Genomic DNA, 17,285 nt, shown 5'->3' with positions numbered 1-17,285 from the left:
GAGCCATGAACGGTTATATTGTAAAAGGCATCGGCGGCTTCTACTACGTCCGGACCGAAGCGGGCATCATCGAGTGCAAGCCGCGCGGCATCTTCCGCAAACAGAAGATCACCCCTGTGGCGGGCGACGAGGTGACGGTGGAGACCGAGAACGGCGCTTCCGTCATCGCGGAGATCGCGCCCCGCAAAAACGTCTTCGTCCGCCCGCCGGTGGCCAATCTGGATGTGCTGTTCCTCGTGGCCAGCACCACCCAGCCCACCCCCAGCACCCTCGTGCTGGATAAGCTGTCGGCCATCGCGGTGGACAAGGGCGTCCAGCCGGTCATCGTCTGCACCAAGGCAGATCTCGGCGAGGCGGAGTTCCTCCGCAAGGCATACGAGCGTTCGACCCTGCCCTTCATCGCCATCCACTACGACACCGGCGAGGGTCTGGATGAGGTGAAGCAGTGGATCGCCGGGCGGCTCTGCGCCTTCTGCGGCAACTCCGGCGTGGGCAAGTCCACGCTGCTGAACGCCCTGCTGCCGGAGGCCGAGCGGGAGACCAGCGCCATCAGCCAGAAGCTGGGCCGCGGCCGCCATACCACCCGCGAGGTGACCATCTTTGAGGCGTTCGGCGGCCGCATCGCCGACACGCCCGGCTTCGCCAGCCTGGAAGCCAACCGCGCCGGGTTTATCCCGAAGGAGAACCTGGAACATGCGTTCCCGGAGTTCGGGCCGTATCTTGGTGAATGCCAGTTCACTGGCTGCTCCCACCGCACAGAAAAGGGCTGCGCCGTCCGCGCGGCACTGGCCGAGGGCCGGCTCTCCCAGACTCGGTACGACAGCTACTGCGCCATGTACGACGAAGTCAAGGACGTCAAGGACTGGCAGCGGCCGAAGTTCTGACCGCTGCATTGCAAACCAGAGAAAGCTCCTCCGGCCGGGGGAGCTTTCTTCGAGTGAAGAGAGGAAACTTATGTCACGCTGTGTGATCGTATCTGCCTGCCCGGTCTCGCCGGAGCTGAAGCGCCTGCTGCGGCCCGATGACCTCATCATCGCCTGCGACGCGGGCTACCGCAACTGTGCGCCGCTGGGCTGCAAACCGGACATCATCGTCGGCGACTTCGACACCGCGCCCTGCCCGGAGCAGCAGGATGACGTCATCGTCCTGCCCCACGTCAAGGACGACACCGACACCGAATATGCGGCGAAGCTTGCCTCCGAAAAAGGCTGCTCCGAGGTGCTGCTGCTGGGCGCGCTGGGCGGCAGACGGCTGGAACACACCCTTGCGAACCTCTGCACCGGTCTGGGGCTGGAGCAGCGGGGTGTGCGCGCCACGCTGCAAGATGAGCGCAGCCGCATCACCTTCGTCCGCGCCGGCGAGGAGCGCACCTACCCGAAGGCGCAGTTCTTCTATGTATCCGTCTTCCCACTGGAGGGCCGGGCCGAGGGCGTCTGTGAGCGCGGCTCCTACTATGAGCTGACGGATGCCGTCCTCACGGCAGGGTATCCGCTGGGCGTCAGCAACGAGTACGCCGAAGGCTCGGACCGCATCACCATCTCCACCCGCAAGGGGGCGCTGGTCGTGGTCGAGACCCTGCCGGATACGCCCATCCTGCGCTGAGCGATGCACGTTTTGCGCCGCTGCCGCTTATACTGTGGTATCACACAACGAAAGGCGGGAGTTGGATGCAGGTCGTCGTCATCAAAAGCCCGAAGTGTCTGCGCGGGATCCTGCGCCGGTTGTTCGGCATCAAAACCTGAAGAAACAACAAGACCCTCTGTGCCGTTCGCACAGGGGGCCTTGCATTTTTATTCCTTTGTGGCATACGTCAGGTCGAGCACCGGGCCGAAGGGGTCAAAGATGAGGTTTTTGATGCCCGAAGCGATCAACAGACGCTTCTGCTGGGAGAAGAGGGGGACCACGACGCAGTCGCTGAGCAGCTGGCGTTCGCATTCGCCCAGCAGGCGGCAGCGGGTGGAACCGTTGGCGTGGGTGCTGGCTTCCAGCTGGGTGGCGTACAGGGCGTTGGAATAGCCGGTCAGCCCGCCGCCTGCGGGGGTGAACTGGGCCAGCGTGTTGTACACGCTGCCGCTCTCAGCGCTGACGGGGGCCAGCGCGATGGTATAATCTCCCTCGGCCAGACGCTTGCGGAAGGTCTCCTCGTCCACCTCCTCGATGGAGAAGAAGAGGGAAAGCTCCTTCTGCCAGGCCCCGTTGATGGTCTCGGCGGCCTCGTTCAGGCCGCACCCGGCGGGGAGCATCAGAGTGATCTTATTGAAGTCGGAGTTTGCCATGCCCTGCCGCGCGGCAAGGTAGAGCGCCTTGACATCCACGGCGGTGGGGGAGACGTCTCCCACGGTGTCGCGGTAGTTCATGCCGTCTACATTCAGACCGGCGGGGGTGAGGCTGTCCGCTGCGGCAAACAGCTCGGGGGGGGGGACCTCGGCGGCGTCCCGCGCCACCCCGGCCAGTGCCTGCCGCAGCTCGGTGGAGGAAAAGATCGTATTGCAGTTGAACAGCAGGCTCCAGGTGGTGTCGGAGTAGGAGATGGAGGACAGCGAGGGGGTGCTGCCGGTGGCGTCCACCGCTGCCGAGCACTTTTCGCTGTTGATGAGCTCAATGGCCGACTGGTCGGCGTTGTTGGTGTTCGGGACCAGGCGCAGGCTGTCGATGCGGGTGCCGGAAGGCTCCCGCCGCAGGAACAGGCCGCTGGACGTCCAGTTGTAGAGGTAGAACGGCCCGCTGGAAAGGGTGGTCTTGGCGGTGAGGCCGTAGGTGCCGCGGGTGGAGTCGAAAAACGCTTCGTCGCAGGGCATCGCGCCGGGCAGCGTCAGCTTGGAGAGAAAATTCTCGTCCGGGCTGCTCAGGCGGAACACCAGCGTCAGCGGCCCGCTGGCCGAAACACCGAGGGCGCTTTCCGGCAATTGCCCGGCCAATACTTCGGCGCTGTTCTCAAGGGCCGAAAACTCCACGGCGTAGGGGGAGTTCGTGGCAGCGCGGAACATCCGCCGGAAGGCGAAGACGAAATCCTCCGCCGTGATGGCGCAGTCAGCAGCCGTACCCTTGGCAGCCGTGTAGGTCAGGCCGTCCTTCAGATAAAAGGTATAGGTCTTCCGGTCGGCGGAGACCTCCCACCGTTCGCACAGGGCAGGTTCCAGCTGGCCGTCCGGGTCTTTGCGGACAAGGCCGCTGTAAAGGTTCTCGCAGGCGATGACGTCCGACGCAGCCGAAGCCACCTGCGGGTCAAGGTTCGCGGGGATGGTGTCCACGAACCAGGTAAAGCTGTTGGAGCCTGAACCGCAGCCGGTCAGGGTCAGGAATAGAAGGGCCGTCAGAACCGCGGCGGCCAGGCGGAAACGGTGTTTCAAAAAAAGCGCTCCTTGCAGATGATGATGGATACGTCCAGTATAACGGAAAGCGTCGAAAAAGACAATTATCTTTTTGTGAATTTCGATGACCTTTCAGTGCATTTTTGCGGCCTGTGCGGGTTGGGCGTTGCGTATTGTGCGGAAAAGGTGTAGAATGAAGAGCAGCAAGAGCTTGTTACAGAAACACTTTATAGAGGAGGTTCTGTTTTTATGCAGAAAGAACAGCAGCAGCTCGCAGAGCTGGTCAAGGGCAAAAAGGTCGCATTCATCGGTGCGGGCGTCAGCCACAAGACCCTGATCGAAGAGTTCGTGGGCCTGGGTGCGCATGTCACCCTTTGCGATAAAAAGAACAGCGTGGACGACTTTGGCAGCTACGCCGAGACCATCCGCCGCCTGGGCATCGACCTGAGCCTGGGCGAGCACTACATGGACGGCTTCCGGGGCCAGGACATCATCCTGCGCACCCCCGGCTTTGAATATTACCAGAAGCCGCTGCAGGACGCCATCGCCGCAGGCACGCTGGTCACGAGCGAGGTCGAGCTTTTCTTTGATTACTGCCCCTGTGAGATCGTGGGCGTGACCGGCTCGGACGGCAAGACCACCACCACCACCCTCATCTCCAAGTTCTACGAGGCTGCGGGCCGCAAGGTGCATCTGGGCGGCAACATCGGCGCAGCCCTGCTGCCCATGCTGCCGGATGTTGCCCCGGAGGATGTGGCGGTCGTGGAGCTGTCCAGCTTCCAGCTCATCAGTATGCGCAAGAGCCCGAAGATCGCGGTCGTCACCAACGTGACCCCGAACCATCTGGACCACCACAAGGATATGCAGGAGTACATCGACGCCAAGCGGAACATCCTGCTCCATCAGGTGCCGCCCTGCCGCGAAGTGCTGGGCTATGAGAACGACATCACCCGCAGCATGGTGCCCGACTGCAAGGGCAAACAGGTCTGGTTCACCCGCCTGCACGACACCGACAACGGCGCGTTCCTGCGCGGGGACGGGATGCTCTGCATGGCCGAGGACGGCGTCGTGACCCCGTTCCTGGCCCAGAAGGACATCAAACTGCGCGGTCTGCACAACATCGAGAACCTGCTGGCCGCTGCCGCCGCCGTCTGGGGTGAAGTGCCCATCGAGGCCATCCAGAAGGTGGGCAGCACCTTCACCGGCGTGGAGCACCGCATCGAGCCGGTCCGTGTGCTGGACGGCGTGACCTACTACAACGACTCCATCGGCACCAGCCCCACCCGCACCATCGCGGGCCTGCGCAGCTTTGACCAGAAGGTCATCCTCATTGCAGGCGGCTACGACAAGCACATCCCCTATGAGCCGCTGGCCCCGGAGGTCATTGCGCACGTCAAGGACCTTGTGCTGATGGGTGCCACCGGCCCCCGCATCGAGAAGGCCGTCTGTGAGCATCCGGATTTTGCAGCGTCCGGCCTGACCATCCAGCATGCCGACACCATGCAGCATGCTGTCGAGCTGGCCCGCGCCGCCGCACAGCCCGGTGATATCATCATCCTGTCTCCGGCCAGCGCATCCTTCGACCTGTATCCCAACTTCGAGGTGCGCGGCCGCGAGTTCAAGAAGATCGTCAACGAACTGAAATGATCCGACAGGCCACGACATCCCGCGCAAAACTGCGCTTTTACAACGCCTGCCGGGGCAAGCTCTGCCTGGGTGCCACGATGCCGCTGGCGCTGGAGCTGCTGGGCAAGAGCCAGCCGGGCCGCTTTTTTGCCGGACCTACGCTGGCGCTGGACATCGGCGGCAGCACGGCCTGGATGGCAGGCCACGCCAACCCCGAAGAGCTGGCCGGGTTCCTGACCTTCTGCGGGTGCGGCGCCGTTGTGCTGGACGAAGCCGAGGCGGCCCCGCCCGCCGGGTGGACCCGTGCAAGACCCCACACCATCTTCGGCCTGACGCCGGGGCGGCAGCTTCCGGAGCCAGAGGCAGACGAAGCGCTCTGGGCCTCGCTGACCTTTGACCGGGACCCTCCGGCCCGCCCGGTGGCAGAGGCGCTTTTTCCGGCCCGGCCTGCCCGGCGGGATGACTTTTACTCCGAGCTGTGCACCAAGCGCAGCCGTGGCAGGGCCCGCGTCTGGGCGCTGTGGCAGGGGGAGACGCTTGCCTGCACCGTCGGGGCCTATGCCCTTGCCAACGGCCAGGCCTACATGGCCTGCGGGGAAACGGCCGAGCCGCTGCGGGGCCGGGGCATCGGCGGGCGGCTCATCGTCCGGCTGGCGAACGAACTCTCGGCAGAAGGCTTCCAGCCTGTTTTCCTCTGCGCCCCCGAACGAGTGCACTTCTATACCCGCCTCGGCTTTGAAAAACTGGGCGAGTATGCGCGCTATGAAGCGCCCGCAAAGTAAAATCGGCGGGGATATCTCTACGTAAAAAATAATAAGAAATCCAAAGGATCTAATATGTCAATGTTAAGCCATTTTTTTGATTTCAAACCCGAAGCCCTGGCTCTGGATGAACAGGCCATGGAACTCTGCCAGCCCTATTTCCGGCACATGGAGGAGATCCGCGACTTCAACCAGCTCAAGATGCTGAAAGCCTTTGCGGACACCCAGATGTCCTCCACCGATATGCTGGGCACCACCGGTTACGGCCTGTGGGATACCGGCCGCGCCAAGCTGGAGCAGATCTTTGCAGAAGTGATGGGGGCCGAAGACGCCCTCGTCCGCAGCCAGTTCCAGAGCGGCACCCATACGCTGGCCGTGGCCCTGTTCGGCCTGCTGCGGGCAGGGGACACCCTGCTGGCTGCCACCGGCCGCCCCTACGATACGCTGGAAGGCGTCATCGGTCTGGACGGCAAGGGCAAGGGCACCGGCACCCTGATGGACTACGGCGTGAAGTACGACGAAGCCCCGCTGAAGCCGGACTTCACTCCGGATTATGACCTCATCGCCCAAAAGGCACCGGGGGCCAAGGTCTGCCACATCCAGCGCAGCCGGGGCTATCTGCAGCGGAATGCGTTCGATCTGGCCACCATCCGGAAGATCGCCGACACCGCCCGCGCTGCCAACCCGGAGATCATCGTCTTCGTGGATAACTGCTACGGCGAGTTCACCCAGACGGAAGAACCCTGCCAGGCCGGTGCCGACCTCGTGGTGGGCAGCCTCATCAAGAACCCCGGCGGCGGCATCGCCCCCACCGGCGGCTACATCGCAGGCCGCAAAGACCTCGTGGAACTCTGCGCCTACCGCCTGAACGCACCCGGCCTCGGCAAGGAGCTGGGCTGCACACTGGATACCCCCCGCGATCTGTATCTGGGCTTCTACTATGCGCCCGGCGTCGTGTGTGAGGCCATCAAGACGGCCATTTATGCGCAATGCCTGCTGGAACTGGTGGGCAAGACGCCCATCCCGCGCTACTGCGAGGACCACAACGACATCGTGACCTGCTTCGACGCCGGTACGGCGGATGCCCTCATCGGCTTCTGCCGCGGTGTGCAGGCGGCCAGCCCGGTGGACAGCTATGCGGCCCCGGAACCCTCGCCGGAACCGGGCTATACCGATGAGGTCATCATGGCCAGTGGCAGCTTTACGCAGGGCAGCACCATCGAGCTTTCCTGCGACGGCCCGCTGCGGGAACCCTACACCTGCTATCTGCAGGGCGGCCTGAACTTTGCAGCCAGCCGCGCCGGTGTGCTGCTGGCCGTGCAGAACGCTTACTTTGGAGAACGTTGACGTAACGATCCCGGCCTGCTTCGTTCCATGGGCGCAGCGGGCCGGGCGGTAAAAGAAGAAAGTGTGAAACCAATGAACAAGGTAACTCCCATTGACGCTGAAATGCTGGCACGTTTTGAGCAGGTCTATGCGGCCCGCCCGGAGCTGCAGGTGATGTCCAATGCCATCTCCCGCACGGCTCTGCCGGATGCCGCCTTTGTGCCCGCTGCCGCAGCCAAATTGCAGATGGATTTCTCCGTTCTGGTCCAGACCAGCAACATCACCAACCAGAAGCAGAGCGGCCGCTGCTGGATGTTCTCCACCCTGAACGTCCTGCGCGAGCGGGTCATCCGGCAGTGCAAACTGGAGGATTTCTCCATCTCGCCCACCTATCTGGCCTTCTACGACAAGCTGGAAAAGGCAAACCTCTTCTTTGAGAACATCCTTCACTTTGCCGCGCAGGAGCTGGACGACCGCGAGACCTTCACCCTGCTGGGAAACCCGCTGCCCGATGGCGGCCAGTGGGATATGGCGGTCAGCCTCATCAAAAAGTACGGCGTCGTGCCCTCCTGGGTGATGCCGGAGACGGTGCACTCTACCGGCACGGCCAAGTACCTGCCCATCCTGAACCGCAAGCTGCGCGAGGATGCGCTGGAGCTTCGCGCCCTTGTCCGCGAAGGCAAGGACCCCTCGGCCCGCCGCGAGGAGATGCTGGCAGAGATCTACAACGCTCTGCGCATCCTCTACGGCCAGCCGCCCAAGACCTTTGATTTCGAGTACACCGATACCGACAAGGTCTACCACTGCGACCGCGGCCTGACCCCGAAGCAGTTCCTCGACAAGTACGTCGGCAGCGACTTCGACGACTATGCCGTCATCATCGCTTCGCCCATCCATGCAGTCAACCGCACCTACTGCCAGCCGTTTATGGGGGATGTGGTCGAGGACGGCATGTTCTGGCTTAACCTCTCGCAGGAGGAGCTGGAAGACCTGACCATCCGCCAGCTGCAGGCCGGGGAGGGCGTCATGTTCAGCTGCGACTGCCACCCGGACGGCGACCGCGCCAACGGCTACTGGGACCCCGACTGCTTCCAGTACGGCGAGGTGCTGGGCGGGCTGACCTTTGGCATGACCAAGTCGGAGCGTCTGCTCACCCGCGACAGCACCATGAACCACTGCATGATGTTCTGCGGCGTCAATCTGGACGAGAACGGCACCGCCAACCGCTGGAAGATCGAGAACAGCTGGGGCGAGGAGTCCGGCCAGAAGGGCTACTACATCGGCAGCGAGAAGTGGTTCCAGGCCAACGTCTATCAGGTCACCGTCCGCAAGAGCCTGCTGAGCGATGCCCAGCGCGCCCTGCTGGCGCAGGAACCTCTGCCCATGAAGCTGTGGGACCCGCTGGCATAAACCGACGTTCAACTGCAAAAAAATGCTCTGCCTTTTCCGGCAGAGCATTTTTTGTTCAGTCCGCGAGCAGGGGCAGCTTCAGCGTGAAGCAGCTGCCCTTGCCCACTTCGCTTTCCAGCAGGATCTCGCCATGATGTAAGCGGGCCAGCTCCTGCGCAATGGTCAGGCCGAGGCCGGTGGAGTCGTGCTTGGTGTTGGCCGTGGTGTGGAAGTAGCGGTCAAATACGGCAGCCTGATCTTCCGGGGCAATGCCGCAGCCGGTGTCCTGCACACAGACGAGAGCAGAGCCCTCCGTCTCCCAGCTGTGGACGGTGATGGTGCCGCCCGCAGGGGTGTAGTGGATGGCATTGGTCACCAGATTCTGCAAGATCTGCTGCAGCCGCACCGCATCGCCCCAGACAGGCAGTGCGGCATCGAATTGTGCGCAAAGGGCAACGCCCTTGTTCTCCGCTTCGCTCCGGCAGTTCTCGCAGACTGCCTGCGCGGCCTCGCTCAGGGAAACGCAGTCTTCGTTCAGCAGGACCTGTTTCTGTTCCAGCTTGGCCGCAAGGAAGAGATCTTCGGTCAGCCGCCGCAGAAAGCGCATCCGCTGCTGCAAAGCAGGCAGGAGGGCAGGCAGGGCCTCCGGGGCCGCTTCCAGCGTGTCCAGCCCGCTGGACACCGCGAACAGCGGGCTGCGCAGGTCGTGGAAGATGTTCAGCATCATGCTCTTGCGGGCCTCGGTCTCCTCGGTCAGGGCGCGGGTGCGGTCGGCCACGCGCTGGTCCAGCTCCCGCGCCAGCTGCTCGGTGCGGTCAAATTGCAGGGCGAACCGGCGGCAGACGAAGGTCATGCAGCCCAAGGTGAAGGGGATATCGTAGATGCGGGCACACCGCATCACATAGAAGCGGATGCTCTCCGAGAAAAAGGGAAGCTCCAGCCCCGGCAGAATGACCAGAACCCGCAGGCCGACCGTTGCCGCACAGGGGAAGAGGAGGAGCAGCACCGCGCGGTCTCCCCGGCAGTAGGCCGCGATAAGCAGCCCGATGCAGTAGGCCATGCCGCCCAGCAGCCCGATGGCCCGCACCGGCGGGCAGGTGCTGAGGGAGAGCAGAACATACCCGGCCGTCAGTGCCAGCGAGAGGGACTTCTGCTGTCTGGTCCTGGGGGCTATGCCGGTCAGCGCCGCGCTCAGCCAGATGGGGGCCAGCACCGTGAGGGAAAAATACCCCTGCCGCAGAAACCGCACCATACCGCTGCCCCGCTCCGGCAAGCGGATGACCGTAGCTGCCCAGGCGATGAGGATGACGAGATAAAGCAGGAAATACCCCAGCTCCCGCTGCGGCTTGTAGTGGTGCAGTGCCAGCACGGTCGCCGCCAGCGTGCAGAAGACCGTGATGGCCATCCACTGCAAGGTCGTGCGGATGGTGCGCACATCGGAACCTTCGTCCGGGAAGGCCCCGGCCCATTCCTGAAACAGGACTTCGGCATCCTGTCCGCTGGCGGCGGTGCCCGGTTCCAGGGGCGGAAGCTGGGCGTTGTACCAGATGCCGGCCAGCGCGATGCCCAGCGCCAGCACCACCGCGCTCAGTGCAGTGAGAAGATGTTTGGTTTTCATAGTTGACCTCCCCCGAACGAACGGAACTTCCGGAAAAACAGTTGAGAAAGCCCGTAAAATAAGGTATACTAACTCTAGTATAGCAAAGTTTTGCGAAAAAGGGGAGAGCAAACAGGAATGATCCGTGTGCTTCTGGTGGAGGACGATCCCGTGATCCGGGACACGACCCGTTACTTTTTGAACAGCCAGCAGAATTATGAAGTGGTCTGTGCGGAGACCGGCGGCGAGGCGCTGAGCCATGCCCGCGAGAACTTCGATGTCATCCTGATGGACATCCTTCTGCCGGACACCAACGGCATGGACCTGTGCCAGCGGCTGCGGAGCTGGCATCACTGCCCCATCATCTTTACGTCCTGTCTGGACGATACTGACACGGTGGTCCGGGCGCTGGAGCTGGGCGGCGACGACTTTCTGGCTAAGCCTTACAACCACAAGGTGCTGTTGGCCCGCATCATGGCGAACATCCGCCGGGTGCAGATGGACGCCGCCGAGCCCAGCGTCAACGGCTACCACTGCGTGGCCTTTACGCTGGACTCCAACAGCCACTGCGTCGAGAAGAACGGCCGGAGCATCCATCTGGCCGACATGGAGTTCCGCATCCTCTCCCTTTTCGTCCGCTACCCCAACACGTTTTTCACGGCCAACGAGCTGTACCAGAAGATCTGGGGCAAGGAAAGCCTTGGCGATGTGCGCACGGTGCAGGTGCACATCCACAATCTGCGCAGCAAGATCGAGCCGGACCCGGCAAAGCCCATCTACCTGAAAAATGTCTGGGGGAAGGGGTATGTGTTCCGGCCGGATGGCCAGCCGGAGCTTTGACTCGCGCCCAAACCTGAAGGATCGTTAAGCGGAATGCGCCCATTGTTTAAGGAAACTTAAGCGGTGGGCGCATTTTTTTGCCTGAATTTGACCGTTATTTGACAAACGAAGTGCAAAATCGACGTTCCAAAGCAGAGAAACAGCGGAGATGCTTAACAAATCTTAAAAGACAGGGGCAAAACTTTGTGTTAAATTATTATCGAACGAAGTCTGCGCAGGCACACGCTGCACAGACCGAAGAAGCATTGGAAGGCAAATGAAGAACACACGAAGAAAAGAAGAAAGGAACCCCGCAATGAACAAGATCTCGCGCAAAGGCTTTTTGAAGATCGCTGCCGCTGCTGCCATGTCCGGCGTCACGGCCGGTGCTCTGGCTGCCTGCAACTCTGCAAGCTCCTCCTCCACCGCCGCTTCTGCCGCATCCGGCACCTACATCCCCGGCACTTATGAGGGCACGGCAGAGGGCATCTCCTCGACCGTCAAGGTCACTATGACCTTCTCCGACAGCGCTGTCACCAACGTGGTCGTCGATACCTCCGGCGAGACCGCTTCCTATGGTGCCGCCGCAGCCGACCAGCTCAAGGAGCAGCTGCTTGCTGCCGGTTCTGCCGAGATCGACGGCGTGTCCGGCTCTACCGTGACCTCCGATGCCGTTATGAAGGCAGCCAAGAGCTGCTTTGCACAGGCCAAGGGCGAAGCCACCGTGTCCAGCGTTCAGCTGCCTACCGGCGACGAGACCGACTGGCTGGGCAAGGAGCCGGACATCGACGAGGCTGCCATCACCGAGACCGTGGACACCGACATCCTCATCGTCGGTGCCGGCAACGGCGGCATGTTTGCTGCTGCTTATGCAGCCGCCAACGGCCTGAACTTCCGCATCATCGAGCAGAATGCGGCCGTGCAGGATACCCGCCACTGGTACGGTGCCATTGATTCCGCTGCCGCCAAGGCTGCCGGTGCCCCTGCGACCGACAAGGCCAAGCTGCTGAGCGAGATCTCCCGCTATGCTTCCGGCAAGTGCGACCAGCGGGTCGTCAGGACCTGGATCAATGAGTCTGCTGCGATGCACGATTTTATGCGCAGCATTCTGGAAGACAAGTTCGGCTGGGAATGCGAGTTCACCTCCGGCGATGAGGCGGAATGGCCTGCCGAGAACGCCGAGCACAACACCGATTACCTCTACCCGGTGCAGGAGCACAACTACCGTGCCAGCGAGTCCGCTTCCGGCCTGCAGCGCAACGAGGCCCTGCAGCAGTACATCGAGGAGCTGGGCTACGGCATCGACTTCAAGACCAGCCTCGCCAAAATTGAAAAGGATTCCTCCGGCCGCATCACCGGCATCATCGCCCAGAGCACCGAGGACGACCATTTCATCCGCTACAACGCCAATCAGGGCGTTCTGCTGGCCTGCGGCGGCTTCCCTGGCAACCCCTACATGATGGAGCAGCTGGACCCGCTGGGCACCTCCGTCACCACCGCCTGTTCCTACTCTCCGTCCGATAAGGGCTACGGCATCCGTGCCGCCGTCTGGGCCGGTGCAAATCTGGACAAGGAAGCTGCCCCCATGCTGTTCGACCGCGGCATCGTGGCTCCCGGCGTGGATGGAGGCTATGTTGACAGTGAGAATGCGTTTGGCGGCAAGGCGTTCCCCGGCAAGATCAAGCAGTACAACCCCGGTACGCAGCCGTTCCTGAAGGTCAACCGCAACGGTGAGCGCTTCGCCAACGAAAGCTGCCCCTACAACGACATCGTCTATGCCGCTGCCCACCAGCCGGGCCGTGTGTATGCCCAGATCTGCGACGCCAACATTCTGGAAGACGTCAAGCGCTTCCACACCATCGGCTGCTCCGCACAGACCCGCAACGCAGGCGAGGACTATATCAAGAAGCAGATGGAGAATGCAGAAACGGAAGGCTGCTTCTTCAAGGCCGACACCATCGAGGAGCTGGCCGACAAGCTTGGCTTCACCGGCGACGCCAAGGAGACCTTCCTCGCCACCGTCGAGCGCTACAATGCGCTGTACGATGCCCAGGAGGATACCGATTTCGGCAAGCCCGCATACCGCCTGAGCGCGATCCGCAAGGCTCCGTTCTATGGCTGCTGGCTGGGTGCCTCTCTGCTGACCACCGAGCAGGGCATTGCCATCAACGAGAAGGGTCAGGCTCTGGACAACGACAATAAGCCCATGCCTGGCCTGTACATCACCGGCGATATGTCCGGCAGCTTCTTTGCCAACAACTACCCCTGCCTGATGGCAGGCGTGGCCATGGGCCGCACCCTGACCTTTGCCATGAAGGCCGTCAAGCAGATGGCTGGTCTGGAGTAAGGCGGATTTCCCCGGAAATCAAATTCAAAAAAGAAAGCAGCGCCGCAGAAGGTTCGAAACCCTCTGCGGCGCTGTTTTTTCCCTCTATACACAAATCAAAAAGCCGGTCTGCCTCAGCACACGGCGCGGGAAACCGGAACGACCGGCTCCACAAGAGCGGGGTGCATCCCCTCGCGGTAGTCCAGGTCGCCCTGATCCAGACCGCGCAGCAATACTTCGGCGGTTGCAATGTTGGTGGCGATGGGTACACTGTGCATGTCACACAGGCGGAGCAGGTTCTGCTCGATGAAGTTACCGCTGTCCGTCTTGAGCGGGTCGCGGAAGAACAGCACCAGATCGACTTCGTCGCAGGCAACGCGCGCTGTGATCTGCTGGATGCCACCCAGCCGCCCGGAGAGGTAGCAATGGACTGGCAGGCCGGTGGCCTGGTTCAGCATACGACCGGTGGTGCCGGTGGCGATGACCGTGTTGCGGGAAAGAATGCCGCTGTACGCGGTGCAGAACTGAAGCGCGAGTTCTTTGCGGGAATCATGTGCAAGGATTGCGATGGTCATAATTCACACTCTCCTTTGTCTCAATGTCTGGTTGCGGACGAACACTTTTTTGGATTGGATTCACTGAGCGTACAATTTCAAATTTGAAACATTCAACCCACAACATTTATTCCAAACTTTCCACTATAGTTGTACCGCGCCAAAATGGGCCTTGTCAAGAGAAAAATCGTCTTTTTCTACGATTTTCTGCCCGGAAGTATGACTTTTGTTTTGTGGAGAACGGCGAAAACTTGGATGCAACCATCGACAAAGACGAAAGACACATTCGAACCATCGAACGAAACTGTTTTCGACGAAAAAACAGTCCATGGAAGAAAACAAATGTACAAATGGCATTGCGAAGCAATGACTGAGAGGTTTTCACCGCACCTGCCCATCTCCATGGATGATGTACTTATAGCTGCACAGCTCCTGCAGCCCCATCGGGCCGCGGGCATGGAGCTTCTGGGTGGAGATGCCCATCTCACAGCCCAGGCCGAACTCGCCGCCGTCAGTGAAGCGGGTGGAGCAGTTGACATAGACCGCCGCACTGTCCACGGCCGCTGTGAAGAGGGAGGCATGGGCCTCGTTCCGGGTCAGGATGGCCTCGCTGTGGCCGGTGGAGTGCTCGGCAATGTGGCCGATGGCTTCTTCCACGCTGTCCACGACCTTGATGGCCAGAATGTAGTCGAGAAATTCGGTATCGAAATCCTTCGGCCCGGCGGGGGTGCCGTCAATGACAGCTGCCGCCCGCTCATCCAGCCGCAGTTCGACCGGGTGCAGGCCCCGTGCCACGCGGGCCGGGCCAAGACGCCGGGCCAGCTTGGGCAGAAACTCCGCCGCAATGGCGGAATGCACAAGGCAGACTTCCTCAGCGTTGCAGACACTGGGGCGGCTGGCCTTGGCGTTTTCGATGATGTCCAGCGCCTGGGTCTGGTCGGCGGAGTCATCGACGAAGACGTGGCAGATGCCGGTGCCGGTCTGGATGCAGGGAACTTTGGCGTTCTCCACACAGGCCCGGATGAGCCCGGCCCCGCCGCGCGGAATGAGCAGGTCCACAAAGCCAACGGCCGTCATCAGCGCGTTGGCGGAGGCATGGGTGGTGTCTTCGATGAGGGAGACGGCGGCCTCCGGCAGACCGTTTTCCTTCAGGCCGCGGCGCAGAGCTTCCACGATGGCGTGGGCCGAACGCCAGGCCTCCCGGCCGCAGCGCAGGACGCAGACGTTGCCGCTCTTGATGGCGAGGGCGGCGGCGTCGCTGGTCACATTGGGGCGGCTCTCGTAGATGATGGCGATGACGCCCATGGGCACGGCGGTCTTTTCGATGACCAGACCGTTGGGCCGCTCGATGCGCTTGAGCACAGCACCCACCGGGTCGGGCAGATTGGCCACTTCCAGAATGCCCCGCGCCATGGCACCGATGCGCTCCGGCGTCAGAGCCAGACGGTCGAGCATCACGTCGGAGATGTGCCCTCTGGCGGCAGCCATGTCCTCGGCGTTGGCGGCCAGAATGGTCTGCATCTGGTCGGGGTGACACAGCCAGTCTGCCATGCCCCAGAGCGCCTGTTTACGGGTCTGTTCATCCGCCAGTGCCAGTGCAGACTTCGCGGCGCGTGCGGCTTCCAGAATTTCCTGTGTCGTCATGGTTCAGCCCTCCTTCCGGCCTGCAAAGCGGGTGCCCACCGGTCTGCCCTCGGCAATGTCGTACAGCAGCTCCGGGTGGGAGCCGTTGGCGATGACCATGTCTGCGCCAAGTTCCGTCACCAGCTGGGCGGCGCGGAGCTTGGTGGACATGCCGCCGGTCCCCAGCGATGAACCGACCCCGTCGGCCAGCGCCAGGATCTCCGGCGTGATGCGTTCCACCAGCGGGAGCAGCCTTGCCTCCGGGTGGGTGTGGGGGTTGGCGGTGTACAGGCCGTCGATGTCGCTCAGCAGCACCAGCAGGTCGGCGTGGATGCAGCGGCAGACGATGGCGGCCAGCGTGTCGTTGTCGCCGATGGAGGTGATCTCATCGGTGGCCACAGTGTCGTTTTCGTTGATGATGGGCAGTGCACCCAGTTCCAGCAGGCGGTTCAGGGTGTTTTCCACGTTTTGCCGCCGGCCGGCATCCTCAACGTCCACACCGGTCAGCAGCACCTGGGCCACGTTGTGGTTGTAAGCTGTGAACAGCCGGTCGTAGGTGTACATCAGCTCACACTGGCCCACGGCGGCGCAGGCCTGCTTGGTGGCCATATCTTTGGGGCGCTGGGGGAGCGAGAGCTTGCCCACGCCCATGCCGATGGCACCGGAGGAGACGAGGATGACCTCGTGCCCGGCATTCTTCAGGTCGCTGAGTACCTTGACCAGATCTTCGGTGTGGCGGATGTTCAGCCGCCCGGTGGGGTGCGCCAGCGTGGAAGTGCCGACTTTGACGACGATTCGCATATCCTTACCCCTTTCCCATCTCTTTTGTCCGATCGTAAGCGGTGAGGACGGCGTCCATCACGGCACCGCGGAACCCCTGCTCTTCCAATACACGGACGCCCTGAATGGTGCTGCCGCCGGGGCTGCACACGGCATCCTTCAGCTCGCCGGGGTGCTTGCCGCTCTCCAGAACGAGCTTGGCGCTGCCCAGCACCATCTGGGCGGCATATTCCTGCGCCTTGGCGCGGGGCAGGCCGCAGGCCACGCCGCCGTCGGCCAGCGCCTCGATGAACTGGTACACCCAGGCCGGGCCGCAGCCGGAAACGCAGCTGGCCGCGTCGATCAGGGCTTCCGGCACCGGGTCGAGCCGCCCGGCGGGGGCCATCAGCTTGCAGAATTCGGCCTCTTCTTCGGCGGTGACATGGCTGGAACAATACTGGATCATCCCTTCGCCCACGGAAGCCGGGGTGTTGGGCATGATGCGGATGACGGGGTAGTCCTCACCGGCCAGCTCCTGAATGCGGGAAATGGGCAGGCCCGCCGCCATGCTGCACAGGACGAACCGGCCCGGCCGCTCGGCCAGCGTGAACTTCAGCGGGGTCAGCAGGGCCTCCATCATCTGCGGCTTGACAGCGAGGAAGATGAGGTCGCACCGGCCTGCCACCTCGTCGTTGATCGTGGTATTGCAGCCCAGTTCGGCGGCCAGCTTCTCCGCCTTGGCAGCGGTGCGGTTGGCCAGATACACGTTCTGCGGGTCTGCTGCTTTGCACACCGCGCGGGCAATGGCCCCGCCCATGTTGCCGCAGCCTAAAAATCCAATGGTCTTGAGCATAACAAAAACCTTCTTTCTTGAATTCCACCCGGCCTGCCCCCGCATTGGGGCAGGGGAGATGCTGTTTCATCTCCGCCTCCATTGTAAGCAGACGGGGGCTGAAAATCAAGAGGGGAAGGGCCTGCTGAAAAAAGAATGTTTCAAAAAATGGGCTGGAATGGGAGTACAAACGGTACAAAATTTCGCAATACGGAGCCGTAGTAACAGAAAATTTACCCTGAATTTGGAATTTTTGCTTGCAAATTGTCCTCGGAAAGAGGTATATTATAAAAGGAAGTGTTCTCACTTCTCCGGCTGGGAGGCCGGCCACCACAAACAGCAGTGCGCGCGGCGCGGCTGGG

General features: G+C 62.1%; 14 protein-coding genes. 8 read left to right on the top strand and 6 right to left on the bottom strand.

Annotated elements, in window-relative coordinates; all coding sequences use genetic code 11:
- The first annotated feature begins 5 nt into the window (after window positions 1-5).
- On the top strand, window positions 6-884 hold the full coding sequence (gene rsgA / locus J3350_RS00270; protein ID WP_207685311.1) for a ribosome small subunit-dependent GTPase A: 879 nt from the start codon (window positions 6-8) through the stop codon (window positions 882-884).
- A gap of 70 nt (window positions 885-954) precedes the next feature.
- The gene (locus J3350_RS00265; RefSeq protein ID WP_207685310.1) at window positions 955-1,602 is read left to right on the top strand and encodes a thiamine diphosphokinase; all 648 of its coding nucleotides are present in this window, start codon (window positions 955-957) and stop codon (window positions 1,600-1,602) included.
- Window positions 1,603-1,790: 188 nt separating this feature from the next.
- On the opposite strand, the gene J3350_RS00260 is transcribed toward J3350_RS00265, so the two are convergent.
- Window positions 1,791-3,350, bottom strand: a complete 1,560-nt coding sequence (locus J3350_RS00260; RefSeq protein WP_207685309.1) for a peptide ABC transporter substrate-binding protein — start codon at window positions 3,348-3,350, stop codon at window positions 1,791-1,793.
- Between the two features lie 210 nt (window positions 3,351-3,560).
- On the opposite strand from J3350_RS00260, the gene murD reads away from it, so the two are divergent.
- From murD to J3350_RS00240, 4 genes are all read left to right on the top strand, one after another.
- Entirely contained in the window at window positions 3,561-4,958 is a 1,398-nt protein-coding gene (murD, locus tag J3350_RS00255) for a UDP-N-acetylmuramoyl-L-alanine--D-glutamate ligase (RefSeq protein WP_207685308.1), read from the top strand.
- Window positions 4,955-5,719, top strand: a complete 765-nt coding sequence (locus tag J3350_RS00250) for a GNAT family N-acetyltransferase (protein ID WP_207685307.1) — start codon at window positions 4,955-4,957, stop codon at window positions 5,717-5,719. The genes murD and J3350_RS00250 overlap by 4 nt, the downstream gene beginning before the upstream one ends.
- A 60-nt stretch (window positions 5,720-5,779) precedes the next feature.
- Complete coding sequence (locus J3350_RS00245; protein ID WP_097792115.1) at window positions 5,780-7,045, top strand: methionine gamma-lyase family protein; 1,266 nt, start codon at window positions 5,780-5,782, stop codon at window positions 7,043-7,045.
- A gap of 72 nt (window positions 7,046-7,117) precedes the next feature.
- Window positions 7,118-8,434 (top strand): aminopeptidase C, encoded by a 1,317-nt coding sequence (locus J3350_RS00240; protein ID WP_207685306.1) that lies wholly within the window; start codon window positions 7,118-7,120, stop codon window positions 8,432-8,434.
- 55 nt (window positions 8,435-8,489) lie between these two features.
- On the opposite strand, the gene J3350_RS00235 is transcribed toward J3350_RS00240, so the two are convergent.
- A complete protein-coding gene (locus J3350_RS00235) occupies window positions 8,490-10,031 on the bottom strand; it encodes a HAMP domain-containing sensor histidine kinase (RefSeq protein WP_207685305.1) in 1,542 nt (513 codons plus the stop codon).
- A gap of 117 nt (window positions 10,032-10,148) precedes the next feature.
- On the opposite strand from J3350_RS00235, the gene J3350_RS00230 reads away from it, so the two are divergent.
- A complete protein-coding gene (locus J3350_RS00230) occupies window positions 10,149-10,850 on the top strand; it encodes a response regulator transcription factor (RefSeq protein WP_207685304.1) in 702 nt (233 codons plus the stop codon).
- Between the two features lie 295 nt (window positions 10,851-11,145).
- Window positions 11,146-13,176: an FAD-binding protein gene (locus J3350_RS00225; RefSeq protein WP_097792119.1), complete on the top strand. Its 2,031-nt coding sequence runs from the start codon at window positions 11,146-11,148 to the stop codon at window positions 13,174-13,176.
- Between the two features lie 113 nt (window positions 13,177-13,289).
- Here J3350_RS00225 and J3350_RS00220 read toward each other — a convergent pair whose 3' ends face one another.
- The 4 genes from J3350_RS00220 to proC form a co-directional block, all read right to left on the bottom strand.
- A complete protein-coding gene (locus J3350_RS00220; RefSeq protein WP_097792120.1) occupies window positions 13,290-13,730 on the bottom strand; it encodes a methylglyoxal synthase in 441 nt (146 codons plus the stop codon).
- A 360-nt stretch (window positions 13,731-14,090) separates the two neighbouring features.
- Window positions 14,091-15,353: a glutamate-5-semialdehyde dehydrogenase gene (locus J3350_RS00215; protein WP_207685303.1), complete on the bottom strand. Its 1,263-nt coding sequence runs from the start codon at window positions 15,351-15,353 to the stop codon at window positions 14,091-14,093.
- A gap of 3 nt (window positions 15,354-15,356) precedes the next feature.
- Window positions 15,357-16,133, bottom strand: a complete 777-nt coding sequence (proB, locus tag J3350_RS00210; protein WP_207685302.1) for a glutamate 5-kinase — start codon at window positions 16,131-16,133, stop codon at window positions 15,357-15,359.
- 4 nt (window positions 16,134-16,137) lie between these two features.
- The gene (gene proC, locus J3350_RS00205; protein WP_207685301.1) at window positions 16,138-16,944 is read right to left on the bottom strand and encodes a pyrroline-5-carboxylate reductase; all 807 of its coding nucleotides are present in this window, start codon (window positions 16,942-16,944) and stop codon (window positions 16,138-16,140) included.
- Window positions 16,945-17,285 lie beyond the last annotated feature (341 nt).

Source organism: Faecalibacterium sp. Marseille-Q3530, from assembly GCF_017377625.1.
Taxonomy (GTDB): Bacteria; Bacillota; Clostridia; order Oscillospirales; family Ruminococcaceae; genus Faecalibacterium; species Faecalibacterium prausnitzii_E.
This window is presented reverse-complemented; position numbering and strand designations above follow the sequence as displayed.